22 protein-coding genes are annotated in these 23,201 nt (G+C 66.3%); 6 read left to right on the top strand and 16 right to left on the bottom strand.

All coding sequences use genetic code 11. From position 1 onward, the window contains the following. Position 1: 1 nt before the first annotated feature. From QFZ83_RS21775 to QFZ83_RS21785, 3 genes are all read right to left on the bottom strand, one after another. Positions 2–1,000, bottom strand: a complete 999-nt coding sequence (locus tag QFZ83_RS21775; protein ID WP_307509988.1) for a bile acid:sodium symporter family protein — start codon at positions 998–1,000, stop codon at positions 2–4. A 185-nt stretch (positions 1,001–1,185) separates the two neighbouring features. Then, positions 1,186–1,584, bottom strand: a complete 399-nt coding sequence (locus QFZ83_RS21780) for a response regulator (RefSeq protein WP_306880041.1) — start codon at positions 1,582–1,584, stop codon at positions 1,186–1,188. 124 nt (positions 1,585–1,708) lie between these two features. Beyond that, positions 1,709–2,695, bottom strand: a complete 987-nt coding sequence (locus QFZ83_RS21785) for a quinone oxidoreductase (RefSeq protein WP_307509990.1) — start codon at positions 2,693–2,695, stop codon at positions 1,709–1,711. 107 nt (positions 2,696–2,802) lie between these two features. Between QFZ83_RS21785 and QFZ83_RS21790 the strand changes: the two genes are divergently transcribed. Continuing rightward, positions 2,803–3,711: a DMT family transporter gene (locus tag QFZ83_RS21790; protein WP_307509993.1), complete on the top strand. Its 909-nt coding sequence runs from the start codon at positions 2,803–2,805 to the stop codon at positions 3,709–3,711. 19 nt (positions 3,712–3,730) lie between these two features. Here QFZ83_RS21790 and QFZ83_RS21795 read toward each other — a convergent pair whose 3' ends face one another. Genes QFZ83_RS21795 through QFZ83_RS21815 form a run of 5 tightly spaced genes read right to left on the bottom strand, consistent with a single transcriptional unit; the run spans position 3,731 to position 10,521 of the window. Beyond that, positions 3,731–6,097: a DUF5672 family protein gene (locus QFZ83_RS21795; protein WP_307509995.1), complete on the bottom strand. Its 2,367-nt coding sequence runs from the start codon at positions 6,095–6,097 to the stop codon at positions 3,731–3,733. A 29-nt stretch (positions 6,098–6,126) separates the two neighbouring features. Next, positions 6,127–6,918 carry an SDR family oxidoreductase gene (locus QFZ83_RS21800; protein ID WP_307509997.1) on the bottom strand — a complete coding sequence of 264 codons (792 nt, stop codon included), beginning with the start codon at positions 6,916–6,918 and terminating at the stop codon, positions 6,127–6,129. Positions 6,919–6,929: 11 nt separating this feature from the next. After that, entirely contained in the window at positions 6,930–7,895 is a 966-nt protein-coding gene (locus QFZ83_RS21805) for a DMT family transporter (protein ID WP_307510000.1), read from the bottom strand. Positions 7,896–7,916: 21 nt separating this feature from the next. After that, the gene (locus QFZ83_RS21810) at positions 7,917–9,530 is read right to left on the bottom strand and encodes a gamma-glutamyltransferase family protein (RefSeq protein WP_307510002.1); all 1,614 of its coding nucleotides are present in this window, start codon (positions 9,528–9,530) and stop codon (positions 7,917–7,919) included. Between the two features lie 13 nt (positions 9,531–9,543). Then, complete coding sequence (locus tag QFZ83_RS21815) at positions 9,544–10,521, bottom strand: tripartite tricarboxylate transporter substrate binding protein (protein WP_306880056.1); 978 nt, start codon at positions 10,519–10,521, stop codon at positions 9,544–9,546. 97 nt (positions 10,522–10,618) lie between these two features. Between QFZ83_RS21815 and QFZ83_RS21820 the strand changes: the two genes are divergently transcribed. After that, positions 10,619–11,542, top strand: coding sequence for a LysR family transcriptional regulator (locus QFZ83_RS21820; RefSeq protein ID WP_306880057.1), 924 nt, complete (start codon positions 10,619–10,621; stop codon positions 11,540–11,542). Between the two features lie 48 nt (positions 11,543–11,590). Here QFZ83_RS21820 and QFZ83_RS21825 read toward each other — a convergent pair whose 3' ends face one another. The 7 genes from QFZ83_RS21825 to QFZ83_RS21855 form a co-directional block, all read right to left on the bottom strand. Then, a complete protein-coding gene (locus QFZ83_RS21825; RefSeq protein ID WP_306880059.1) occupies positions 11,591–13,102 on the bottom strand; it encodes a tripartite tricarboxylate transporter permease in 1,512 nt (503 codons plus the stop codon). A gap of 16 nt (positions 13,103–13,118) precedes the next feature. Beyond that, positions 13,119–13,607 (bottom strand): tripartite tricarboxylate transporter TctB family protein, encoded by a 489-nt coding sequence (locus QFZ83_RS21830; RefSeq protein WP_306880061.1) that lies wholly within the window; start codon positions 13,605–13,607, stop codon positions 13,119–13,121. A 110-nt stretch (positions 13,608–13,717) separates the two neighbouring features. Then, positions 13,718–15,514 carry a GspE/PulE family protein gene (locus QFZ83_RS21835; RefSeq protein WP_307510005.1) on the bottom strand — a complete coding sequence of 599 codons (1,797 nt, stop codon included), beginning with the start codon at positions 15,512–15,514 and terminating at the stop codon, positions 13,718–13,720. Then, complete coding sequence (locus QFZ83_RS21840; protein WP_307510007.1) at positions 15,511–16,293, bottom strand: spermidine synthase; 783 nt, start codon at positions 16,291–16,293, stop codon at positions 15,511–15,513. Before QFZ83_RS21840 ends, QFZ83_RS21835 begins: the two co-directional genes overlap by 4 nt. 4 nt (positions 16,294–16,297) lie before the next feature. After that, the gene (locus QFZ83_RS21845; RefSeq protein WP_307510011.1) at positions 16,298–16,825 is read right to left on the bottom strand and encodes a DNA-deoxyinosine glycosylase; all 528 of its coding nucleotides are present in this window, start codon (positions 16,823–16,825) and stop codon (positions 16,298–16,300) included. An 80-nt stretch (positions 16,826–16,905) separates the two neighbouring features. Next, on the bottom strand, positions 16,906–17,379 hold the full coding sequence (locus QFZ83_RS21850; RefSeq protein WP_307510014.1) for a hypothetical protein: 474 nt from the start codon (positions 17,377–17,379) through the stop codon (positions 16,906–16,908). A gap of 130 nt (positions 17,380–17,509) precedes the next feature. Continuing rightward, entirely contained in the window at positions 17,510–18,370 is an 861-nt protein-coding gene (locus QFZ83_RS21855; protein ID WP_307510017.1) for a TatD family hydrolase, read from the bottom strand. Between the two features lie 88 nt (positions 18,371–18,458). Here QFZ83_RS21855 and QFZ83_RS21860 point away from each other — a divergent pair, with 88 nt between their 5' ends. The 4 genes from QFZ83_RS21860 to QFZ83_RS21875 are packed head-to-tail and all read left to right on the top strand — an operon-like array spanning position 18,459 to position 22,529. Continuing rightward, a complete protein-coding gene (locus QFZ83_RS21860; protein ID WP_307510019.1) occupies positions 18,459–19,466 on the top strand; it encodes a S1C family serine protease in 1,008 nt (335 codons plus the stop codon). Between the two features lie 24 nt (positions 19,467–19,490). Continuing rightward, positions 19,491–20,516: a MoxR family ATPase gene (locus tag QFZ83_RS21865; protein ID WP_307510021.1), complete on the top strand. Its 1,026-nt coding sequence runs from the start codon at positions 19,491–19,493 to the stop codon at positions 20,514–20,516. Continuing rightward, the gene (locus QFZ83_RS21870) at positions 20,497–21,495 is read left to right on the top strand and encodes a DUF58 domain-containing protein (RefSeq protein WP_307510024.1); all 999 of its coding nucleotides are present in this window, start codon (positions 20,497–20,499) and stop codon (positions 21,493–21,495) included. The genes QFZ83_RS21865 and QFZ83_RS21870 overlap by 20 nt, the downstream gene beginning before the upstream one ends. Continuing rightward, the gene (locus QFZ83_RS21875; protein WP_013539797.1) at positions 21,492–22,529 is read left to right on the top strand and encodes a VWA domain-containing protein; all 1,038 of its coding nucleotides are present in this window, start codon (positions 21,492–21,494) and stop codon (positions 22,527–22,529) included. The genes QFZ83_RS21870 and QFZ83_RS21875 overlap by 4 nt, the downstream gene beginning before the upstream one ends. Here QFZ83_RS21875 and QFZ83_RS21880 read toward each other — a convergent pair. Next, entirely contained in the window at positions 22,513–23,103 is a 591-nt protein-coding gene (locus QFZ83_RS21880) for a TetR/AcrR family transcriptional regulator (RefSeq protein ID WP_307510027.1), read from the bottom strand. The genes QFZ83_RS21875 and QFZ83_RS21880 overlap by 17 nt on opposite strands. Between the last annotated feature and the right edge of the window lie 98 nt (positions 23,104–23,201).

The following is a 23,201-nucleotide window of genomic DNA, read 5'->3' on the forward strand; positions in this document are numbered from 1 at the left end:
CCTACTCAGCCGTCTTCAAGACAGAACGCTCAACACGCCCTCGCCGCGCATACCTCTGAGCCAACACAGCACAAACCATCAACTGCATCTGATGAAACAACATCAAAGGCAGCACGATCGCCCCCACAGCATGCGAAGGAAACAGCACCTTCGCCATAGGAATCCCACTCGCCAGGCTCTTCTTGGAGCCACAAAAGACGATGGTGATCTCGTCCTCCAGATCAAACCCCAGCTTCCGCGCCATCAGCGTCGTCAAGCCCAGTGCGAGCCCGAGCACCACCGCACAGGCCACGAGCAACCCGACGAGCGCATGCGCCGGCACCTGCCGCCAAAGCCCCTCGATCACGGCCGCACTGAAGGCGGTGTAGACGACAAGCAGGATCGACCCCTGGTCCACGAACTTCAGCACCGAAGCCCGACGCTGAATCCATTTGCCGATCCAGGGGCGCAAGAGATGCCCGACGAGAAACGGCACCATCAACTGCAACAGGATCCGCCCGATCGACCCCAGCGAAGAACTCGCATGTCCTCCATTCGGCAGCACCACAAGATTGACCAGCACAGGCGTGATGAACACCCCCAGCAAGGTAGACGCCGACGCGCTGCAGATGGCAGCAGGCAGGTTCCCCCGCGCCATCGCCGTGAACGCAATCGCCGACTGCACCGTGGCCGGCAACACGCAGAGATACAGCACCCCCGTGTAGAGCTCGGGCGTCATCAGCGGCAGGAGCAGCGGCTTGAGCGCCAGCCCCAGCAGAGGAAACAGCACGAAGGTGCTGCAGAACACCAGCAGGTGCAGCCGCCAGTGCGTGATGCCGTTCATGATCGCCTCGCGCGACAGCTTGGCGCCATGCAGGAAGAACAGGAGGCCGATGGCGACGGTCGTCAGCAGCTCGAACAGATGCGCCACATCGCCGCTCGCGGGCAGCAGGCTGGCCAGGGTGACGACCGAGAGAAGTGCGAAGGTGAAGTTGTCGGGAAGAAAACGGGAGCGGGACATGGCGGGAAGGAGCGCCCCACGGATGCGACCCGTGCGGCAGATTCAGCAGCAGCAGAAAAATGAGTGATTTCCGCGCATGAATCTCGTCGCCAATTTGCGGAGCCCGGCGCGTGCTCCTCGCGCCTGAAAGGGTGATTTTCGCGAAGACCCGCATCGCTTGCAGGCCACCCGCCGAATGCCCGACCTCAGTGTGCTGCCTGAGAGCTGAACCGCTCCTGACGGCGGCGCTGGCAGTAGTCGATCAGGTCGTCGATTTCAGTGGCCTTGTCGAACACGGCATCGGCGCCCAGGTGCGCGCACTTGCGCCGGATCTCGGGCGTGGCGTAGTTGCTGAGCACCACGATTTTTTGCGCCGGGTTGCGCTGGCGGCAGGCTTCAAGCACGCGGAAACCGGTGCCGTCCTTCAGGAACAGGTCGACGATGGCCAGGTCCCACAGCGCCAGATTGCGCGTGAGCCAGCGCGAACCCTCGGCCTCCGTTTCCGCCTCGCCGACAGGATCGACCCGCGCCACCTCGCGCAGCGTGCCCACGAGGCTCTCGCGGATGGTGGGGTTGTCTTCGACGATGAAGGTGCGAATGTTCATGACGGGCTTGCCTCCTTGTGCTGGGGACAGCCTACAAAGTGCGCCCGTCACAAGTCGAAGGCATGACACCCCACCGCGGGTAGGACAGGACTGGCTGCACTTGTCCTGCCCCGCTTCGCCTCATTCAGAGCGTGAGGATCGTGCAGCCCGTGGTCTTGCGCGCTTCCAGGTCGCGGTGCGCCTGCTGCACGTCGGCCAGGGGGTAGCGCTGGTCGATGGGGATCTTCACCGCGCCGCTCGCGACCACCGCAAACAGGTCGTCGGCCATCGCCTGCGTGGCCTCGCGCGTGGCGATATGGGTGAACAGCGTGGGCCGCGTCACGTAGAGCGAGCCCTTGGAGGCCAGCGTGCCCAGGTTGATCGGCGGCACCGGGCCCGAGCCGTTGCCGAAGATCGCGAGCAGGCCGAAGGGGCGCAGGCAGTCGATGGAACCCTCGTAGGTGTCCTTGCCCACCGAGTCGTACACCACCTTCACGCCTTTGCCGCCGGTGATCTCCTTCACGCGGGCCGCGAAGTTCTCGGTGCTGTAGTTGATGGCGTGCGCCGCGCCGTGGTCGAGCGCCAGCTTGCACTTGGCGTCGCTGCCGGCGGTGCCGATCAGTTGCAGGCCCAATGCCTTGGCCCACTGGCAGGCGATGAGGCCGACACCGCCGGCCGCCGCGTGGAACAGGATGAAGTCCCCGGGCTGCAGGCCTTCGGCGGGCAGCGTTTTCTTGAGCAGGTACTGCGTGGTCAGGCCCTTGAGCATCATGGCCGCACCGGTCTCGAAGGAGATGGCGTCGGGCAGCTTGCAGACGTTCTTGGCCGGCATCACGCGCGCCTCGCAGTAAGCGCCGGGCGGTTGGCTCGCATAGGCGGCGCGGTCGCCTGCCTTCAGGTGCGTCACGCCCTCGCCCACCGCCTCGACCACGCCCGAGGCTTCCATGCCCAGCTGCAATGGCATCTGGAACGGATAGAGCCCGCTGCGCTGGTAGGTGTCGATGAAGTTCAGGCCCACGGCCTTGTGGCGGATGCGGATCTCGCCGGGGCCGGGGTCGCCGACTTCCACATCGACGATCTTCAGTTCTTCGGGGCCGCCATGGCGGTCGATACGGACAGCTTTGCTCAACATCGTTGAAGTCTCCACGCGCAGAAAAAGAAGAGGCGCATGGTGCCACGTTTGGGCCTTTGGCGAGGCCGCGGGGCGATGCCCACGCAGAGCCGGTAGAGTCGGCGGCCATGTCGACATCGCAGCCGCGCCTCACGTCCCTCACCGTTCTTCTTCTCACCGTGCCGCCGCTGCTGTGGGCCGGCAATGCCGTCGTCGGCCGGCTGGTGCGCGAGTTGGTGTCGCCGCTCACGCTGAACTTCGTGCGCTGGGTGATCGCGTTCGTGCTGCTGCTGCCGCTCGCGGCCTCGGTGCTGCGCAGCGGCAGTCCGCTCTGGGCGCACTGGAAGCGCTACGCGGTGCTCGGGCTGCTGGGCATCGGCCTGTACAACGCGTTCCAATACATGGCGCTGCAGACGTCCACGCCGATCAACGTCACGCTGGTGGGCTCGAGCCTGCCGCTGTGGATGCTCACTGTCGGCATGCTGTTCTTCGGCGCCCGCATCAGCACGCGCGAGATCGCCGGCGCGCTGCTCTCGATGCTCGGCGTGCTGCTGGTGCTGAGCCGCGGCGAATGGCGCCAGCTGATTGCGCTGCGGCTGGTGCCGGGCGACCTCTACATGATCCTGGGCACCATCGCCTGGGCTTTCTACAGCTGGCTGCTGGCGCGCACGCACGAACCGAAGCAGGTGCGGCAGGACTGGGCCGCCTTCCTGATGGCGCAACTGGTGTTCGGCCTCGCCTGGTCGGGCGCGCTGGCCGCCGGCGAATGGACGCTGACCGACGCCCACATCGACCTGGGCTGGCCACTGGTCGCCGCGATGGCGTTCATCGGCATCGGCCCCGCGGTGGTCGCCTATCGCTGCTGGGGCACCGGCGTGCAGCGCGCGGGGCCACAGGCGGCGAGCATCTTCATGAACCTCACGCCGCTGTTTGCGGCGGTGTTGTCGGCGGCGTTTCTCCGCGAGGCGCCGCACTGGTACCACGGGGTGGCGTTCGTGTTGATCGTGAGTGGGATCGTGGTGGCGTCGCGGCGCTGATCAAACAGCGCCCCCCAAGTCAAGACTTGCGGAACACGCCCGTCAGCAGGTCTTTCTGCTCGAACCGGTCGTCCTTGAAGCACTCGACGACCTCCAGGCCCGCCGCCTCCATCATCTGGATCAGGCTGGCCTCGGTATAGAAGCCGACATGGCAGGGGTCCGGGTAGGCGCGGTCATGGGGAATCGAGATGACGAAACAACCACCCGATGCGAGCGACTGGCATGCCGACGAAAGAAAGTCGGGCACGTCGTCGGCGTAGATGTGCTCCAGCGTATGAAAGCTCACGACGGTGTCGGCCGGCGGAAAGATCGGGCCGTCGCTGGTCATGTCGTGATCGACGAACAGGCTGGGCAGGGGCACCGACGCGAAGAGCTCGCGTGCGAGCGACAACGCCTCTTCGTTCAGGTCCACGCCGACCACTTCGGTCACCTGCGGGTTCTCGCGCAGCCAGTAGGTGCTCGCGCCGTGGTTGCAGCCGACATCGAGCACGCGCCCCCGGATGAAGGGCGCGCAGGCCTGAAGGATGTGGCGGTTCGCATGCCGCTCCCAGAAACCGAAGGGGCTCGGCTGGACGGTGACGTAAGACTCCTTGGCGTAGCGCGTTGCCTCGGGCGCCCCCCCAGCGAACAGATGCGCCAACTCCGGCTGGCCCGCCAGCCACTGCGGCGCCTCGTCGCGCCCGATCAGTCGCCACGCGTAACCCGGCCGGTCGTACAAGTCCTTCCCCGAAGCCAGAAGCGCCGGAATATCGATGGCAGCCAGGAACTCCGCCGAGTTGTATTCCTGGTGCGCAAAGCCACGGATCTTGGCCCGCACCGCAGCCTCATCCATCGCGAGGTACGAGAGATGCCAGCCGGCCTCCGCGAGGATCAGCGCAGGCTGCGCCCCGGTGCGCACTCGCATGCGCAACTGGTCCGGCGTGAGCACGTCCAGTTGCGCGCGCGTTGCCGCGACAGTCCAGACCGACGATGCCTCCGGCCCTTCGACATTGCGGTAATTGGCATAGAAGTAATAGAACGCCAGGCACAACCCGAAGATCGCGTGCCGCCGGTCGTCGCGCATCGCCTGCACCACCGACGCGCGCGGAATCTCGTCGGCATCGGAGATCAGGATCAGGTCATCGGGCGCCGCATCGTGCAGCCCTCGCACGATCTGGTTGCGCTGGAATTTCTCGCGGATCCAGAAGCCGGAGGTCGGCGTGTCGGAGAGCCAGTCGCCGACCACGGGCACCGCGTCCGCGGCTTCATCGACGACCGGCATGTCGTGTACCGCGACGTAGCGGATGCGCGGCAGGAACGCGGCAATGCGCGGGTCGGTGGCATCGAAGCGCAGGGCCTTCGGCTCACCGCTGAAGGTGCGGTCGGCTTCGACGATGACGAAGCAATCGACCACGTCGGCCAGCTCATGCAGCCGCGCCGCGAGGATGTCGGCCTCGCCGTTGTAGGTGATGCAGTCGTACACCCTGCGCGGCGCAGCATTGGGCGCCACCGGCTCGGGCGCGAACTCGATGCGATAGCCATTGCGCTCGAACATCTGCAGGATGTCGCGCTCGCCGTACCAGGCATCGAGCTGCGACAGCGGAATCAACGAACGCACCGTGAGCGGCGACAAGCTCGCCAGTTGCCGCACCTTCGCGTGGTGCCCGAACAGCAGCATCGCGTTGTAGCCATGGTGCAGCTGCGGCCCCGCATGCTCGATGGAAAAACTGCGCGCCAGCTCCAGTGGGGCGAAGCGCATGCCAACGGCTTCGAGCGCGGGACGCAGCACGCCGCTCAGTTGCACGTCTTCGAGCAGCGCGTTGTGCTGCCAGTGCATCTTCAGCGGATCGCCTTGCACCGCATCGGGCGGCGGAATCTCGACGCGGATGTGCGGGTGGTCGACCAGCGCGCGCATGAAGCGCCGGCTGCGCAGGCTGAAGCCGCCGTTCTGGATCGGCGTGACGCTGTGGCCGGGCTTGTGCAGTTCATCGGCCCACTCGAAGCGATTGCGCCAGTACGTGCCTTCGGGTGTATCGATCTTCGCGAGATGGATCGGCGCGCCGATGTAGTCGAAGTCCAGGAACTCGTCGCGCCAATTGTTTGCGTTGACGACCCAGCCGTCCTCCTGCACCACCAGCGCGAATTCGGTCTGCACCACCCGCCAGAGCGCGAACATCATGAACCAGCCGTACTCGTGGTAGTTCAGTGGTGCGATCGGCACGTGCGCGATACCCGCTGGCAGATCATGGGGCGCCTGCGGGCTGCACAGCAGGGCGCGGGCGCCGGGCATCTGTGCCCGGCTGTGCTTCAGCGTCATCGCCGCGCCACGTGCGTCGGGCAGCCCCGTGACCGACACCAGCGTGATCTTTTCGAAAGACCTGTTGCTGCTGTTGTTGTTGCTGCTCACGATGCGCCTCCCCTCGCCCGTGAGCCGACTCAGTAGGTGCCGGGGTAGGCGCCGCCGTCCGCCAGCACGTTCTGGCCCGTCATGTAACCGGCCTGCTGGCTGCAGAGAAACGCACAGATGGCGCCGAACTCCGCCGGCGTGCCGAAGCGCTTGGCCGGGATGTTCTTCTTGCGGGCTTCCCACACGGTGTCGAAGTCCTGGCCGGTCTTCTGTGCCGTGCCGGCCATCGTGCCCTTGAGGCGGTCGGTCTCGAAGGAGCCGGGCAAGAGGTTGTTGATGGTCACGCCCTGCGCCGCGACGGCCGTGCGCGCCACGCCGGCCACGAAGCCGGTGAGGCCGCTGCGCGCGCCGTTCGAAAGGCCCAGGATGTCGATGGGCGACTTCACCGAGCTCGACGTGATGTTCACGATGCGTCCGAAGCCGCGCTTGGCCATGCCGTCCACCGTCGCCTTGATGAGTTCGATCGGCGTGAGCATGTTCGCGTCGACCGCCTTGATCCACGCTTCCCGGTCCCAGTTGCGAAAGTCGCCGGGCGGCGGGCCGCCGGCGTTGGTGACGACGATGTCGAAGTCATGGCCCAGCGCGAACACGGCGGCGCGGCCGGCTTCGGTGGTGATGTCGGCCGCCACGTGCTTGACGAAGGGGCCCGATGCGCCGGCAACTTCGGCCAGCTTCTTCGCAGCCGCTTGCAGCGCCTCGGCGCCGCGCGCCACGATCACCACGTTGACGCCTTCCCGCACCAGCGCCTCGGCGCAGCCGTAGCCCAACCCCTTGCTCGCGCCGCACACCAGCGCGGTCTTGCCTGCAATGCCCAGATCCATGTTTGTTGCTCCTAACGTGCAGGGGCTTCGCGCCCCTTGCGTGTGAAAACGAAGATGCCCGCAATGACGAGCACCGTGCCGGCCGCGATCCACGCGGTGAACGGCTCATCGAGTATGACCACCCCCATGAGGATGGTCGACAGGGGCCCGATCATGCCGGTTTGCGCCGCCACCGCGGGGCCGATGCGCTCGATGGCCATCATGACCATCAGGACAGGCACCGCCGTGCACACCGTGGCGTTGAGCACCGAGAGCCAGATGACCTCGGGCGCGAGCTGCATCGCCACGCTGATCGGCCGCGTGAGCACGAACTGCAGGATGCACAGCAGGCAAGCCACGGTGGTGGCCAGGCCCACGAGCCTGAGCGAGCCGAGTCGCTTGACGAACTCGCCGCTGTAGACGAGATAGCCCGCATAACTCACCGCGCTCAGGAACACGAGGAACGCGCCCCAGGCCGCCGCTCCGCCGCCCTTGCCGCCGCCACCGGTCCAGAGCTCGTGGCCGAACACCAGCAGCACGCCCGCGTAGCTCACGACCATGCCCAGCACCTGCGGGCGCGTGGCGCGGCGCCGGTACAGGACCCAGCCGAACAGCAGCACCAGCGTGGGGTTGAGATACAGGATCAGCCGCTCGAAGCTGGCCGAGATATAGGCCAGCCCCGCGAAGTCGAGAAAGCTCGCGAGGTAGTAGCCCGAAAAGCCCAGGCCGACGACGCCGAGCCAGTCGCGAAAGGTGAGCGCCGGCTTGCCGCGCCCCGCCCACCATGCCATCACCGCGAACAGCGGCAATGCGAAGAGCATGCGCAGCATGATGAGCGTGATCGCGTCAACGCCGTAGCGGTAGGCCAGCTTGACGATGATCGCCTTGCCGCTGAATGCAATCGCGCCCAGCGAGGCGAGGATGAGACCGGGCGCAATGCTCTTTGCGCCGGCATGAGAAGAAGGGGGGATGCCGGTCTGCGCGGCGGTCTTGGTCATCCCCCGATCATCGCGCGCTCGTTAAAACCCTGCCGCCACGCCGTCGCGGCGCGGGTCGCTCGCGGCCACGTAGCCTTCGACCGACGGCTCGCCCGCGCGCCAGATGAACTGGCCGGCGCCGAAGTCCTGGTAGGAGTCGTTGATCACGTCCAGGTGGTGCCCGAGATCGCGCAGGCCCTGCACGGTGTTCGGGTTCATCGCGGCCTCGACGTTGATCTCCAGGCCCGCGTTAAAGCGCCAGCGCGGCGCATCGCAGGCGGCCTGCGGGTTCTGCTTGTAGTCGAGCATGCGCACCAGCGTCTGCATGTGGCCCTGCGGCTGCATGTTGCCGCCCATCACGCCGAAGCTCATGACCGGCTGGCCGTCCTTGGTGAGGAAGGCCGGAATGATCGTGTGGAACGGCCGCTTGCCCGGTGCCACCACGTTCGGGCTCTCGTCCTTCAGGCTGAAACCGTGGCCGCGGTTCTGCAGGCTGATGCCGAACTCGGGCTCCACACAACCAGAACCGAAGCCCATGTAGTTGCTCTGGATGAAGCTCACCATCATGCCGCTCTCGTCCGCCGCGGTGAGGTAGATGGTGCCGCCCTTGACCGGGTTGCCGGCCTTGAAGTCCTGCGCCTTCTTACGGTCGATGAGGCGCGCCTGCGAGGCAAGGTAGGCGTCGTCGAGCAGTTGCTCGGTCGTCACCGTCATCGTCTTGCGCTCCGACACGTAGTGGTAGACGTCCGCAAAGGCGAGCTTCATCGCCTCGATCTGCAGGTGCTGCGATTCGACCGAATCGACCGGGAGCGAAGCGATGTCGAACTTCTCGAGGATGCCGAGCGCGATCAGCGCCGCGATGCCCTGGCCGTTCGGCGGAATCTCGTGCAGCGTGTGGCCGCGGTACTCGCGCGAGATCGGTTCGACCCACTCGGGCTGGTAGGCCGCGAGGTCGGCCACGGTGAGCGAGCCGCCCTGCTCCTTCGCAAACTTCGCGAGCGCTTCGGCGATCTCGCCGTTGTAGTAGGCCTCGCCCTTGGTGCGGGCGATGGCCTTGAGCGCACGCGCCGCGGAGGCGAAGCGGAACAGTTCGCCGATTTCGGGCGCGCGGCCCCAGGGCAGGAAGGTCTGTGCAAAGCCGGGTTGCGAGCCCAGAAGCGGCGCGGCCGCGGCCCACTTGCCCTGCACCACCGGCGGCACGAGATAGCCGCGCTCCGCGATGTCGATGGCCGGTGCCAGCAGGTCGGCGAACGGCAGCTTGCCGAAGCGATCGCTCATCGCGACCCAGCCGCGCACCGCGCCCGGCACGGTGACCGAGTCGATGCCGCGCATCGGCGGCGTGGCGGCGTCGGCGCCGTACTTCGCCTTGAAGTACTCGGGCGTCCAGGCCTTGGGCGCGGGGCCCGAGGCGTTCAGGCCATGCAACTCCTTGCCGTCCCACAGGATGCAGAAGGCATCGCTGCCGAGGCCGTTGCTCACCGGCTCGACCAGCGTCATCACGGCCGCCGTGGCGATGGCCGCATCGACGGCATTGCCGCCCTGTTGAAGGATGCGCAGGCCCGCTTGCGAGGCGAGCGGGTGCGAGGTCGACACCACGTTGCGCGCGAAGATCGGGATGCGGGTGGAGAGGTAAGGATTGTTGAAATCGAAGTTCATTTCGGCGCTCTCTTTATTCGTTGGTGATCTTGCGTTCGACCACGATCTTTTTCCACTTGGCGGCGTCGATGGCCACCATCTTCGCGAACTGCTCGGGCGTGCCGGCAACGGCGGGCTCGATGCCCAGGCGCGCGAGCTTGTCCTTCACCTCCGGATCGGCAATGGCTTCGTTCGCCGCCTTGTTGACGCGCGCCACGATGTCGGCCGGCAGGTTCTTCGGGCCGTAGAAGCCGAACCAGGTGTTCGACTCGTAGCCCGGCAGCGTGTCGGCAATCGGCGGGAGTTCGGGCGCGAGCGGCGAGCGCTTGAGCGTCGTCACGCCCAGGGCGCGAAGGCGGCCGTCGCGCACATGCGGCATGCCGGTGGGGAGCGAATCGAACAGCACGTCGATCTTGCCGCTGATGAGGTCGGGAATCGCGAGCGCCGTGCCCTTGTAGGGAATGTGCGTCACGAACACGCCGGCCTGCGCCTTGAAGAGCTCGGCCGTGAGCTGCACGATGGTGCCGTTGCCGCTCGATGCGTAGTTGAGCTTGCCGGGGTTCTTCTTCGCGTAGTCGATCCACTCGCGCACAGTCTTGGCGGGCGAATTGACCGGCACCAGCATGATGCTGGGCGCATCGCCCACGTGGCCGATGGGCGTGAAGTCGCGCACTGTGTCGTAAGGCAACTTCGGCACGACGGCCGGCCCGATCGAATGCGTGCTGGTGGTGGCCAAGAGCAGCGTGTAGCCGTCAGCCGGAGCCTTGGCGGCCTGGTCGGAGCCGATGGCGCCGCCGGCGCCGGGCTTGTTGTCGATGATCAGCTGGGTGCCGAGCTTCTCGCCCATCTTCTGCCCGAGCGTGCGGGCGAAAAGGTCGGTGGCGCCGCCTGCGGGGAACGGCACGATGAGCCGGATCGGCTTGTTCGGATAGCCCTCGGCCAAACTGGCGGACGAGGCGGCCATGCACAGCAGCGCAACGGCGGCCCCTTGAAGGAACTGGATTCTTTTCATGGTGCTTGGATTCTGGCCCCGTGGGAAACCTCGCATGCTATGCAGCCGCCGTGCATCAAGCCAGATAATCCAGCTTATTCAACTATGAGCGCGGCTTATGACAAAGAACGCCACGGAAGAAGTCTCGCTGCAGCAGTTGCGGGCGCTGGCGGCGGTCGCCGAAACGGGCAGCTTCACATTGGCAGCGGAAAGCCTGCAGCTCACGCAGCCGGCCATCAGCCACCTGGTCAAGCGCATGGAAGAGCAACTCGGGCAGCCGCTGATCGTGCGGGGCCGCCGCATCCAGCTCACGAGCGCGGGCCAGGTGATGGTCGAAACGGCCGTTCGGGCGCTGCGGCTGATCGACGAATCGGTCGGCGCCTGCCGCTCGCAGTCGCAGTTGCGTGAAGGGCGCGTCGTGCTGGCCGTGGGCCACCTCACGGCGGGCGCCCTGCTGCCGCCGATGCTCGGACGCTTCTCGCAGAAGCACCCGACGCTCGCGACCACGCTGCTCGACAGCACGGCCGAGCAGATGATCTCGCGCATCCTCTCGCAGGAGGCCGATCTCGGCTTCGGCTCGGACATCGGGCAGAAGCACTCCGAACTTGCGACCGAGCCGCTGTTCACCGAACGCATGGCCCTCTTCGTGCGCGACGACCATCCGCTCGCGCAGCGCGTGGTGGTCGATGCGAAGCACCTGGACGCGCTGCCCTTCATCCACGTCAACCCCGACGCCAACATCTGGCGCGCGGTGAGCCGCCAATTGTCGAGCGTGGCGAACGTGTACCCGCACGTGGTGCATCACGTGTCGATGCTGTCGACGGCGTTCGGCCTCATCCAGGCGGGCGCGGGCGTGGCGCTGCTGCCGCGCTATGTGGAGGTGCTGATGCCGGGCAATCTTCGCGCCGTGGCGGTGACGCGGCCGACGCTCGAATACCCAGTTGTCGCGGTGCGGCTGGCCAAGCATCCGCTGAGCCCGGCGGCGCTGGCCTTCTTGGCGATGGCGCGGCAGCACATGAAACCGCCACGCGCAAACAAATGAAAACGGCGCCCGAAGGCGCCGTGTTTCCAAGACAGAGCCGAAGCCCGCTTATTCCTCGACGAAGGCTTCCTCGCGCTTCGACTTCACCGCAGGCAACAGCACGATCACCAGCAGCAATGCAGCGGCAGCCAGCAGGCTCGCGGAGATCGGACGCGTGACGAACACGCTCCAGTCGCCACGCGACAAGAGCAGCGAGCGGCGCAGGTTCTCTTCCATCATCGGCCCGAGGATGAAGCCCAGCAGCAATGGCGCAGGCTCGCAACCCAGCTTGAAGAAGGTGTAGCCCACCAGACCGAAGATGCCCACCATCCAGATGTCGAAGGTGTTGTTGTTGGTCGAGTACACGCCGATCGCGCAGAACAGCACGATCGCCGGGAACAGGAACTTGTACGGCACCGACAACAGCTTGATCCACATGCCGATCAGCGGCAGGTTCAGGATGATCAGCATCGCGTTGCCCAGCCACATCGAGGCGATCAGGCCCCAGAACAGCTCGGGGTTGCTGGTCATCACCTGCGGGCCCGGCTGGATGTTGTGGATGGTCATTGCGCCCACCATCAGCGCCATCACGGCGTTGGGCGGAATGCCCAGCGTCAGCAGCGGAATGAAGGAGGTTTGCGCACCGGCATTGTTGGCCGACTCGGGAGCCGCCACGCCGCGGATGTTGCCCTTGCCGAAGGGCACTTCGCCCGGCTTCAGCTTGGTCTTCTTCTCGATCGTGTAGGCCGCGAAGGCCGCCAGCAGCGCACCGCCGCCGGGCAGGATGCCCAACGCAGAACCCAGCGCCGTGCCGCGCAGAACGGCAGGCACCATGCGCTTGAAGTCTTCCTTGGTCGGGAACAGGCCCGAGACCTTGGCGGTGAACACTTCACGTTCGTCGTCGGGGCGCGAGAGGTTGGCAATGATTTCGCCGTAACCGAACACGCCCATGGCGATGGCCACGAAGCCGATGCCGTCGGTGAGCTCTGGAATGTCGAAGCTGTAGCGCGCGACACCCGAGTTCACGTCGGTACCGACCAGACCCAGCAAGAGGCCCAGCACGATCATCGCGATGGCCTTGAGCAGCGAGCCCGAGGCCAGCACCACGGCGCCGATCAGGCCCAGGATCATCAGCGAGAAGTATTCGGCGGGGCCGAACTTGAAGGCGAGCTCGGTCAGCGGCGGTGCGAAGGCAGCCAGGATCAGCGTGCCGACGCAGCCGGCGAAGAACGAGCCCAGGCCCGCAGCCGCGAGCGCGGGGCCCGCACGGCCCTTGCGCGCCATCTGGTAGCCGTCGATCACGGTCACCACCGAGGACGATTCGCCCGGCAGGTTCACCAGGATGGCGGTGGTCGAACCGCCGTATTGCGCGCCGTAGTAGATACCGGCCAGCATGATCAGCGCCGAGACGGGCGGCAGCGCGTACGTGGCGGGCAGCAGCATCGCGATGGTCGCGACCGGGCCGATGCCCGGCAGCACGCCGATCAGGGTGCCCAGAATGCAGCCGACGAGGCAATACAGCAGGTTGGTGAAGGTAAAGGCAACGCCAAAACCCATCGAGAGATGGTCAAACAATTCCATGTGCGCAGCTTTCTTCTCAACCGGTGATGAAGGTCGGCCAGACCTGGATCTGCAGCTTGAGCGCCCAGATGAATGCGATGTAGCTGCCGATGGCGAGCACCGTCGCCAGGATCAGCACGGTGGGCAGCTTGAACTCGTGGCCCGCGAGGCTGGAGATGATCACGAGCGCGTAGATCGCGATGATCATTCCCATGGCCGGCACGCCGATGCTCGGCAGGCCGCCGAGCAGGATGCCGAACGCGAGATTGGCGCCCAGGATGAACACCACCTGCTTCCAGGCCCACTTGCCGATTTTTTCGCCGTCGGTCGTTTCAACGGTGAGGCCGCTGAACATGATCCCGAGGCCGATCAAGGACATCAGGATGCCGAGCATCAACGGGAAGTAACCCGGACCCATGCGGGCGCCACTGCCCACGCTGTAGGTGGTGGCGCCCCAGGCGAACCCCACACCGACGACGGTGAACATCAGTCCCGAGAAAAAGTCTTTCTGACTTTTGATTTTCACGAACAGTCTCCTCGAACAAGTTTCGATGCGGGATTGTCCGGTCAGCTTGTGGTCAGGCGGATGTGGATTTCACTAACCAAACGGTTAGGGTTAACCCAAATGGCAACACATCACTCCAGGGGTGGCGTGGCGCTCAGAACCTCTTCGATGGTGGTCACGCCCTCGGCCACGCGCAGTGCGCCGGCAAGGCGCAAAGGCCGCATGCCGTCGATCACGGCCTGGCGCCGAAGGCCTGTGAGGTTGGGTTCCTTGGTGACCTTGTCCTTGAAGCCCTCGGTCACGCTCAGCAGTTCGTACAAGCCCATGCGGCCCATGTAGCCGGTCATGCGGCAATCGACGCAACCCACGGGCTTGTAGGCGCGCACGGAGCCGGTGATCTGCCATGGCTTGACGATGGCCTCGAGGCTCTCGCGCGTGACCGTGTCGTCGGGCTGCTTGCAATGCGGGCACAGCGTGCGCACGAGGCGCTGCGCGAGCACGCCCAGCATCACGGCGGTGATGAGGTACGACGGCACGCCCAGTTCCATCATCCGCGTGATGGCGCTCGGCGCATCGTTGGTGTGCAGCGTGCTGAACACGAGGTGGCCCGTGAGCGCGGCCTGCACCGCCATCTCGGCGGTGGCGAGGTCGCGGATTTCGCCGACCATGATGATGTCCGGGTCCTGCCGCATCAGTGCGCGCAGGCCTTCGGTAAAACCGAAGTCCAGTTGCGGCTGCACCTGCGTCTGGTTGAACGAAGGCTCGATCATTTCGATCGGGTCTTCCACCGTGCTCACGTTCACCTCCTCGGTCGCCACGCGCTTCAACGTGGAGTACAGCGTGGTGGTCTTGCCCGAGCCCGTCGGGCCGGTCACCAGGATGATGCCGTTGGGCCGCGTGACCAGTTGCTCCCAGCGCTGCGCATCGTGCTGCGCGAAGCCGAGCGCATCGAGGTCCTTCACCGCGGTGTCGGGGTCGAAGATCCGCATCACCATCTTCTCGCCGAAAGCGGTCGGCAAGGTGGACAGACGCATCTCGACTTCGTCGCCGCGCATGTTGCGGGTCTTGATGCGGCCGTCGAGCGGACGGCGCTTTTCCACCACGTCCATGCGGCCCAGCAGCTTGATGCGCGCGACCATCGCGTTCATCACGCCCATCGGCATCTGGTAGGCCGGGTGCAGGATGCCGTCGATGCGGAAACGGATCACGCCTTGCTCGCGGCGCGGCTCCAGGTGGATGTCGCTCGCGCGCTGGTCGAAGGCGTACTGCCAGAGCCAGTCGACCACCTGCACCACGCTCTGGTCGTTGGCGTCGAGCTGCTTGGTGCTCTTGCCGAGTTCGACCAGCTGCTCGAAGCTCGCGCCGCCGGTGTTGCCGCCGGCTTTCTGCGCGGCGCGCACCGATTTCGCTAGCGCGAAGAACTCGGCGGTGTAGCGCTGGATATCGGCCGGGTTCGCCACCACGCGCCGCACCGTGCGCTTGGACTGGCGCTCGACCTCTGCGATCCAGTCGGTGAGAAAGGGCTCGGCCGTCGCCACCACCACCTCGTTGGGCAGCACCTGCACCGGCAGCACCTTGTGGCGCTCGGCGTAGGCCGCGCTCATGGTGTCGGCGACCTTGCCCACGTCGACCTTCAGTGGATCGATGCGCAGGTACGTGAGGCCGGCACGGCCGGCGAGCCATTGCGTGAGGGCTTCGAGATCGAGCGGCTTGCTGTCGCTCTCGCGCGTCATCGCCACGTTGGCCAGACGCACCAGCGGCGCCTGGCGGCTTTCTGCCTGTGCGCAGCGCGCGATGGTGCGCTTGGCTTCGACGGGGGAAATGACGCCGTCGGTGGCCAGCCATTCGATCAGGCGGCGCAGGTCGAGCGGGCCTTCGTGGCGGGCGGCCAGGGGTGCGGGGGCGGAAACTGCGGGAACAGCGCTCATGGGCCGGAGGTTCGGGTGAGGGAAGTATTCAGGGGCTTGAACACCCGCAGCCACTTCGGTGCGGGAAGACTCCAGCGAGTCTGGATCGTTTGCGAGCGCTCGGCAAGCACCTCGCGCTTCGGGCGGCTCGGCGTGCGCTGCGCCAGCACCACCGTGTTGCCTTCGCGCGTCGGCTTGAAGGCCCAGACCGCATCGGCACCGAACGCGGCGGCGATCTTCTCGAGGCTGCGCTCGTAGCTCGACGAGCGGCCGAAGAGGTTGACCGTCATGCAGCCGTCTTCGGTGAGCAGCGCGCGACAGTCGGCATAGAAGTCTTCGCTGTCGAGCACAGGCGCCGCTGCTTCATGGTCGTACAGGTCGACCTGCAGCGCATCGACGGTGCCGTGCCACTCGGGCTTGCGGATCTCGACCGCCGCATCGGCAATCACCACGCGCAGCTTCGGATCGTCGGCCGGCAGCTTGAACCAGCCGCGGCAGGCCGACACCACCTGCGGGTTGAGCTCGACCGCCGTGGTGCGCATGCGCAGGGTCTTGCGGCTGAACTTGGTGAGCGTGGCCGCGCCGAGGCCGAGTTGCATCGCATGGCGGCTGGCGACGGTCTTGCCAGCGACGAAGAGCAGCCAGGCCATCATGCGCTGCACGTATTCGAGTTCGATCTCGAACGGCGCATCGAGCTTCATGGAGCCCTGGACCCATTCGGTGCCCAGGTGCAGATAACGGATGTCGCCCCAATCGGAAAAATTGACTTCGGGAAGGACGGGGGTGGTGCGCGTGGCCATCGGATCAGGTGAGTTTGTGGGCGTCGAAGACCTCGCGCCAGGCCGCGAGCTTGCGCTCGAAGCTCCACGACGCATTGGCGGGGCTGGTGGAAGGCAGCTGGTAGACCGGCACGCCGAGCGTGCGCGTGTGGCGCGCATGCTTGAAGCTCTCGCCACCGTTGTGCGCAATGGCGGCGAGCTTCGGCAGCTTCAGGCCGGCGATGTCGTTCGCGACCGGCGCGCGAATCGCCGAATCGAGGCTGCCTTCACGCTCGCAGGCCGCGTACACGTCCCACACGCCCAGGCCGCGATCGAGCAGCCATGCCTTCTTTCTTGCATAGCTGTCGGCGCCGGTCGGCAAAGGGTGGTCGGGCCAGACGGCTTGCAAGATCTTCCAGAACTGGTTTTGGGGATGCGCATAGTACTGCTGCTGTTCGAGCGAGCGCACACCCGGAAAGCTGCCGAGGATCAGCACGACGGTGGCGGGCGAGACGATGGGCGCGAGGCCTGTGAGCACCAGGTTGTCGGGGTCGGGTGCGGTGGATCGGTTCATGGACTGCATCTTGGCAGCACTGTCGCCGCCCACAAAAAAACCCGCCGAAGCGGGTTCTTTTCGAGGCCGCAGAGCAAGCCTTATTGCTTCTTGGCAGCCGCGTTCTCCGCCGTGCCAGGAATCTTCTCGCCAATGGCAGCACCTGTGCTGCGCATGCCGTCGGCCGTCTTGTGGCCGGCGGTTTCAACAGCGTCGCCGGTCTTGGCGGCCGCGTTCTTGGTGGCGTTGGTGGCCTTCTTGGTGGTTTTCTTGGTCGCGTTCCAAGCCTTCTTGGTGCCGCGCTCGGTCGCGTTCGCGGCCTTCTTGGTGGTGCTCTTGGTAGCGTCCCAGGCCTTTTCGGCACCGTTTTCGGTGGCGTTCACGGCCTTCTTGGTCGTGCGCTTGGTGGCATCCACTGCCTCGCTGCCGGCTTCCTTCACCTTCTCGGTGGTGGTCGGCTGGGCCGTTGCGGGTGTGGCGGCCGGGGCGGTGGTCTGTGCCACGGCGGACACGCCGATGGAGGCGAGCGCCAGGGCGAGCACGACAGGCATGTTGCGAACAAAAGATGTGGTCATGGAAGACTCCTTTTTGAGTGAAGTGTTGGAGTGACGGACTTGCCACTGTGCAAGCAACGCCACTTCGAACTTCAAGGATGACAGCAAAAACTCGCCCCATGCCACCCCAACCCCAACTCGGGACGTTGGCCTACGCAGCGTGCGGCGCGCGCTCCGACAAGGCCATCAGACTTTCAAGCTTCGGCAGCGTTTCGACCGCATTCCGGGTGGTGGCGTCGGCCAGCGCATCGATGCCGATGCCGCGCAATCCGGCCACCACTTGGGCGATGCGCGGCAGTTCGCCGGGGTCGTTCCGGCCCTGCGCTTGGCCGGCATCGCGCTCTGCCTGCGTGCGGTAGAGCCAGTGCGGCTGGATGTCGGGTGCATCCGTTTCCATCACGATCGAGGCAAGCGGCAACGTGGTCGCGAGGCGCCGCAATTGCAGCGCGCGTTCGAAGGTCACCGCGCCGCCGAAGCCGAGCTTGAGCCCGAGTTCGATGCATGCGTTGGCCTGTTGTTCGCTTCCATTGAACGCGTGCGCGATCCCTTGCCATGGCCGCCCGCCCGCCGTCTGCCGCAGATGCTTGAGCACCTTGTCGACCGAACGCCGCACATGGATGAGCACGGGTAACCCGTGCTTGCGTGCCAGTTGCAACTGAGTGTGAAAAAAGCGCTCCTGCTTCGGGCCGTCCAGGCCCTCGACGAAGTAGTCGAGCCCGATCTCGCCGACCGCCACGAGCCGGGGGTCGCCCTGTCGCGCGGTCAGCTCCGCATCGAGCCTTTCGAGGTCCGCGTCCTGCGCCTGGCCCGTGCAAAGTGGGTGGATGCCCAGCGCGTAGGCATCGCCCTGCTTGTGGGCGAGCTCCCGCACGGTCTCGAAGTTGAAGACGGCCACGGCGGGAATCACGCACAGGGAAACCCCTTGGGCCGCGGCGCGGGCACGGATCTGCGGCATCTCCGCACCGAATTCGGGCGCGTCCAGGTGGCAGTGGGTATCGACAAACGAAGCCATCGCGCCATGATGCCCGAAGGGATGCGCAGGCGCGGAAAGCGTGCTACTGTGAACTCCTTCACGCGTCTTTTTTGCCGGAGGTTCTCCGATGCGCAGGCCCGCTTTCTACAGCCGTTCGCCCCGCACGCCGCCGCCGGCCGCAGAACAAGCGGCCGATCAGACGGCGGATGCCGCGGCATCCCCGGACACGGCAGGCGCAGGTGGCACCGTGCAGCCGCCGCTCAACCGCACCGGGTGGCAACCCGGACGCAAGAGCTTCGCCCTCCTCCTCGTGCTGTGCGCGGCGCTGGTCACCGGCGGCACCGTGTGGTGGCCGCGCCAGGGCAAGGTGATCACGCAGAAAGACATCGACGCGGCCGTGCTGCGCACGATGCAGACAGCGACCCTCCCCTCTCCCGCGGCAAGAGCGGCCGACATCATCCGGCCCTCGGTCGTTCGCGTGGTGGGCTACGGCCCCGAGAAGGCCACGCCCGAAGCCAAGACCCAGAAGCGCGGCCGCAACATGGCCAAGGGCAAGCCGCCCGAGGCGCCGCTCGACGGTGCCGCGCCCGGGGAGGTCGAGCGCGGTGTCGGCACCGGCGTGGTCATCGTCGACAAGGGCGTGATTCTCACCAACCTGCACGTCGTGGCCGGCTCCGAGAAGATCAAGGTCACCTTCGCCGACGGGCTCGAAGCGGTGGCCGTCATCACCGGCGTGCAGCCCGAGAACGACCTCGCGGTGCTGCAGGCGCAGAAGATTCCCGACGACCTGATTCCCGCCGCGATGCGCTCCACCGCCGACCTGCGCCCCGGCGATCAGGTCGCGGCCGTGGGCTTTCCGTTCGGCATCGGGCCTTCGGTGTCGGCGGGCGTGGTGTCGGGCCTGAAGCGCTCGTTCCGCTCGCCCGAGGGCAAGCAGGAGCTGGGCAACCTCATCCAGTTCGACGCGGCCGCCAACCCGGGCAATTCGGGCGGCCCGCTCATCAACATGGACGGCGAGGTGCTGGGCATCGTCACCGCCATCCTCAACCCCACGCAGCAGCGCACCTTCATCGGCATCGGCTTCGCGGTGCCTATCGAGAACGCGGCCTCTGCGGCGGGTTCGCCGCCTTTCTGATTTCCTCGAAAGAAAGCCCTTCGCATGAGCACAGAGACAACTCCCATCTCGACCTTCGCCACGGCGCCTGCCACCGCCGAGCTGATGGAGCAGATCCTCTATGAGGTCAAGCGCGTGGTCGTGGGCCAGGACCGCTTTCTGGAGCGCGTGATGGTCGCTATGCTCGCGGGCGGCCACCTGCTGGTCGAAGGCGTTCCCGGTCTCGCGAAGACGCTCACCATCAAGACGCTGGCCGACACCGTGCGCGGCCATTTCAAGCGCATCCAGTTCACGCCCGACCTGGTGCCGGCCGACCTGGTGGGCACGCGCATCTACAACCAGAAGACGGGCGAATTCAGCACCTCGCTGGGCCCGGTGTTCGCCAACCTGCTGCTGGCCGATGAAATCAACCGCGCGCCGGCCAAGGTGCAGAGCGCGCTGCTCGAAGTGATGCAGGAGCGCCAGGTCACCATCGCCGGCGAAACGCACAAGGTGCCGCGCCCCTTCCTCGTGATGGCGACGCAGAACCCCATCGAGACCGAGGGCACCTACCCACTGCCCGAGGCGCAGGTCGACCGCTTCATGATGAAGGTGCTGGTCGACTACCCGAGCGACGAGGAAGAGTTCGTCATCGTCCAGCGCGTGATCGGCCCGCCGGTGGAGGCCAGCCCGGTCGCCACCACCGAGCAGCTTGCGGCGCTGCAGGCGGAGGCGCGGCGCGTGTATGTCGACCCGTCCCTCATCCAGTACGCGGTGAAGCTTGTCTCGGCCACGCGCACGCCCGAGAAGCACGGCCTGAAGGACATGCGCCGCTTCATCACCTTCGGCGCCAGCCCGCGCGCCAGCATCAGCCTCACCGAGGGCGCGCGTGCGCTTGCGCTGCTGCGCGGCCGCAGCTACGCGCTGCCAGAGGACATGACGGCGCTGGTCGCCGACGTGCTGCGCCACCGCGTGACGCTTTCCTACGAAGGCCTGTCCGAAGGCCTGACGCCGGACAGCCTGATCGAGAAGATCATGCGGGCGATCCCCGCACCACCCAAACCGCTCGAACATGAAAAGCTGGTGGCGTAAGGCCCCCGCGGCCGCGAACGACGAACGGCTTGCAACAGAAGCCGGCGGGGCCGAACGCGCGCTGCGCCGGCTCGAATGGACGGTCATTCGCCGCCTCGACGGCCTGCTGCAGGGCGACTACCGCACCCTGATGCGCGGCAGCGGGCTCGACCTGGCGGACCTGCGCGAATACCAGCACCACGACGACGTGCGCCACATCGACTGGAACGTCACCGCGCGCCTGCAGACGCCGCACGTGCGCGTCTTCACCGAAGACCGCGAGATGGCCGCCTGGTTCGTGCTGGATCTCAGCCGCTCGGTCGACTTCGGCTCGGGCCTGAAGGCCAAGCGCGAGATCTCGGCCGGCTTCGTCGGTGTGCTCGCACGGCTGCTCACGCGCCATGGCAACCGGGTCGGCGCGCTGGTCTACGGCAACGACCTCGAAGCCGTGATCCCGCCGCGCAGCGGCCGGCGCCATGTGCTGCATTTGCTGCACGCGATGGAGCGCCGCGCCGACAAGGCGGACGGCCCCGCGCAGAAAGGCATGACGCGCCTGGACGACCTGCTGAAATCCGCCGCGACGCTGATGCCGCGTCGCTCCACCGTCTTCGTCGTGTCCGACTTCCTGAGCGAGCCTGGCTGGGAGCGTCCGCTGGGCCAACTGGTGCAGCGGCATGAAGTGATCGCCGTTCGCCTCTTCGATCCGCTCGAACTCGAACTGCCTGACCTCGGCCTCGTGCCGCTGCGCGATGCCGAGACCGGCGAGCAGCTCTGGGTCGACACCCACGATGCCGGATTCCGCAAGCGCTTCGCGCGCCTGGCCGCCGAACGCGAGGCGACGCTGCGCGCCTCGCTCGCCAAGGCCGGCGTCGACGCCCTGGAGCTTTCGACCAGCGACGACCTGGTGGAAGCCATCGTTCGTTTCGCCGATCTGCGCAAGCGCCGCACGCGCGTCGGTTCAGGGGCAAGCTCGGGCAGCGTGAAGGCGGTGGCAGCATGACATTTCTCTGGCCTCAATTCCTCTGGTTGCTGGCGGCGTTGCCGCTGCTGGTGTTGCTCTATGTCTGGCTGATCCGCCGCAAGAAGAAGATGGCGGTGCGCTATGCCAGCCTCTCGATCGTGCGCGAGGCGATGGGCGCGGGCCAGAGTTTCAGAAGGCATCTTCCGCCCTTGCTGTTCCTCCTGGCCATGGCCGCCATGCTGGTGGCCGCGGCGCGGCCGATGGCGGTGGTGATGCTGCCTTCGAACCAGCAGACCATCATCCTTGCGATGGACGTCTCGGGCAGCATGCGCGCGGCCGACGTGCTGCCCAACCGGCTGGTGGCGGCGCAGGAAGCGGCCAAGAGCTTCATCAAGGATCTGCCCCGCACCGTGAAGGTGGGCATCGTCGCTTTCGCGGGCAGCGCGCAGGTGGCGCAGCTGCCCACCACCAACCACGACGACCTGGTGACCGCCATCGACAGCTTCCAGCTTCAGCGCGCCACCGCCACCGGCAACGCCATCGTGGTGTCACTCGCCACGCTGTTCCCCGATGCCGGCATCGACGTCGAGCAGTTCAGCGCACCGAGCCGCCAGCGCGGCACGCCGATCGACCAGACCGAGAAGAAGCTCAAGGACTTCACACCCGTGGCGCCCGGCTCCTTCACCTCGGCCGCGATCATCATGCTGACCGACGGCCAGCGCACCACCGGCGTCGATCCGCTCGATGCGGCCAAGGCCGCGGCCGACCGCGGCGTGCGCATCTACACGGTGGGCGTGGGCACGGTCGATGGCGAAACGATCGGCTTCGAAGGCTGGTCGATGCGCGTGCGGCTCGACGAGGAAACACTCAAGGCCGTCGCCAACAAGACCAATGCCGAGTACTTCTACGCGGGCACCGCGAACGACCTGAAGAAGGTCTACGAAACGCTGAGCTCCAAGCTCACCGTGGAGAAGAAGGAAACCGAAATCTCGGCGCTGTTCGCGCTCGGCGCGGCGGTGCTCACACTGCTGTCGGCGGGGCTGTCGCTGCTCTGGTTCAACCGGATTCTTTAGCGCTGGACTTCGACTTCGGCGCGGCCTCGAGGCCGGCGAGCACCTCGCGCAGGATTTCCTCCGACAGCGCCTCGTCGTCCACCGCGCGGGCCATCACAACGCCGCCATACATCGACGCCAGCGTGCGGATCGCATCGCCCCGCGCATTCTTCTTCGATCGCCACGGAAAGTTGCGGGCGAACCGGTCGATGACCGACTTCAGGTACGCCGTGAGCGACGCATTCACGCCTTCGCCGTTGCCCGCTTGGCCGGCGAACGCCGCGATCAAACAGCCCTCGGCGCGCGCGTCGCGGTGCTCGTGGCTCAGGTAGCTCTGCACGTAGGCGCGCATGCCCTCGGACGTTTCGCCGGCCACATCGAGATCGGCGAGCGCGGACGCGGCGGAGTGCGTGATGCACTCGGCCATCAGCGCCTCCTTCGAGTCGAAGTGGTTGTAGAAGGGCCCGTGCGTGAGGCCCGTGGTTTTCATGATCTCGCTCACGCTCACACCAAAGCCGCGCTCCTTGAACAGGCGCGAAGCCTCGGCAAGGATCTTCTGGTGCTTTTCGGCGGTTTCCGCTGCGGGGTATCGCATGTGACCTCTTTCTGTTCCGGGGTACTTCAGGACCTCGATTGACGCTAAGCATGATAACTATCATGCTTCGCCACTTCAAACATGATGGTCATCATGCT

The sequence above is a fragment of the Variovorax sp. W1I1 genome (assembly GCF_030815625.1).
Classification (GTDB): Bacteria; Pseudomonadota; Gammaproteobacteria; order Burkholderiales; family Burkholderiaceae_C; genus Variovorax; species Variovorax paradoxus_C.

Bases quoted from the DNA above. Each gene is read 5' to 3' on its own strand.
- QFZ83_RS21775 (WP_307509988.1), bottom strand. From the start codon at position 1,000: ATGTCCCGCTCCCGTTTTCTTCCCGACAACTTCACCTTCGCACTTCTC.
- QFZ83_RS21780 (WP_306880041.1), bottom strand. From the start codon at position 1,584: ATGAACATTCGCACCTTCATCGTCGAAGACAACCCCACCATCCGCGAG.
- QFZ83_RS21785 (WP_307509990.1), bottom strand. From the start codon at position 2,695: ATGTTGAGCAAAGCTGTCCGTATCGACCGCCATGGCGGCCCCGAAGAA.
- QFZ83_RS21790 (WP_307509993.1), top strand. From the start codon at position 2,803: ATGTCGACATCGCAGCCGCGCCTCACGTCCCTCACCGTTCTTCTTCTC.
- QFZ83_RS21800 (WP_307509997.1), bottom strand. From the start codon at position 6,918: ATGGATCTGGGCATTGCAGGCAAGACCGCGCTGGTGTGCGGCGCGAGC.
- QFZ83_RS21805 (WP_307510000.1), bottom strand. From the start codon at position 7,895: ATGACCAAGACCGCCGCGCAGACCGGCATCCCCCCTTCTTCTCATGCC.
- QFZ83_RS21810 (WP_307510002.1), bottom strand. From the start codon at position 9,530: ATGAACTTCGATTTCAACAATCCTTACCTCTCCACCCGCATCCCGATC.
- QFZ83_RS21815 (WP_306880056.1), bottom strand. From the start codon at position 10,521: ATGAAAAGAATCCAGTTCCTTCAAGGGGCCGCCGTTGCGCTGCTGTGC.
- QFZ83_RS21820 (WP_306880057.1), top strand. From the start codon at position 10,619: ATGACAAAGAACGCCACGGAAGAAGTCTCGCTGCAGCAGTTGCGGGCG.
- QFZ83_RS21825 (WP_306880059.1), bottom strand. From the start codon at position 13,102: ATGGAATTGTTTGACCATCTCTCGATGGGTTTTGGCGTTGCCTTTACC.
- QFZ83_RS21835 (WP_307510005.1), bottom strand. From the start codon at position 15,514: ATGAGCGCTGTTCCCGCAGTTTCCGCCCCCGCACCCCTGGCCGCCCGC.
- QFZ83_RS21840 (WP_307510007.1), bottom strand. From the start codon at position 16,293: ATGGCCACGCGCACCACCCCCGTCCTTCCCGAAGTCAATTTTTCCGAT.
- QFZ83_RS21845 (WP_307510011.1), bottom strand. From the start codon at position 16,825: ATGAACCGATCCACCGCACCCGACCCCGACAACCTGGTGCTCACAGGC.
- QFZ83_RS21850 (WP_307510014.1), bottom strand. From the start codon at position 17,379: ATGACCACATCTTTTGTTCGCAACATGCCTGTCGTGCTCGCCCTGGCG.
- QFZ83_RS21855 (WP_307510017.1), bottom strand. From the start codon at position 18,370: ATGGCTTCGTTTGTCGATACCCACTGCCACCTGGACGCGCCCGAATTC.
- QFZ83_RS21860 (WP_307510019.1), top strand. From the start codon at position 18,459: ATGCGCAGGCCCGCTTTCTACAGCCGTTCGCCCCGCACGCCGCCGCCG.
- QFZ83_RS21865 (WP_307510021.1), top strand. From the start codon at position 19,491: ATGAGCACAGAGACAACTCCCATCTCGACCTTCGCCACGGCGCCTGCC.
- QFZ83_RS21870 (WP_307510024.1), top strand. From the start codon at position 20,497: ATGAAAAGCTGGTGGCGTAAGGCCCCCGCGGCCGCGAACGACGAACGG.
- QFZ83_RS21875 (WP_013539797.1), top strand. From the start codon at position 21,492: ATGACATTTCTCTGGCCTCAATTCCTCTGGTTGCTGGCGGCGTTGCCG.
- QFZ83_RS21880 (WP_307510027.1), bottom strand. From the start codon at position 23,103: ATGCGATACCCCGCAGCGGAAACCGCCGAAAAGCACCAGAAGATCCTT.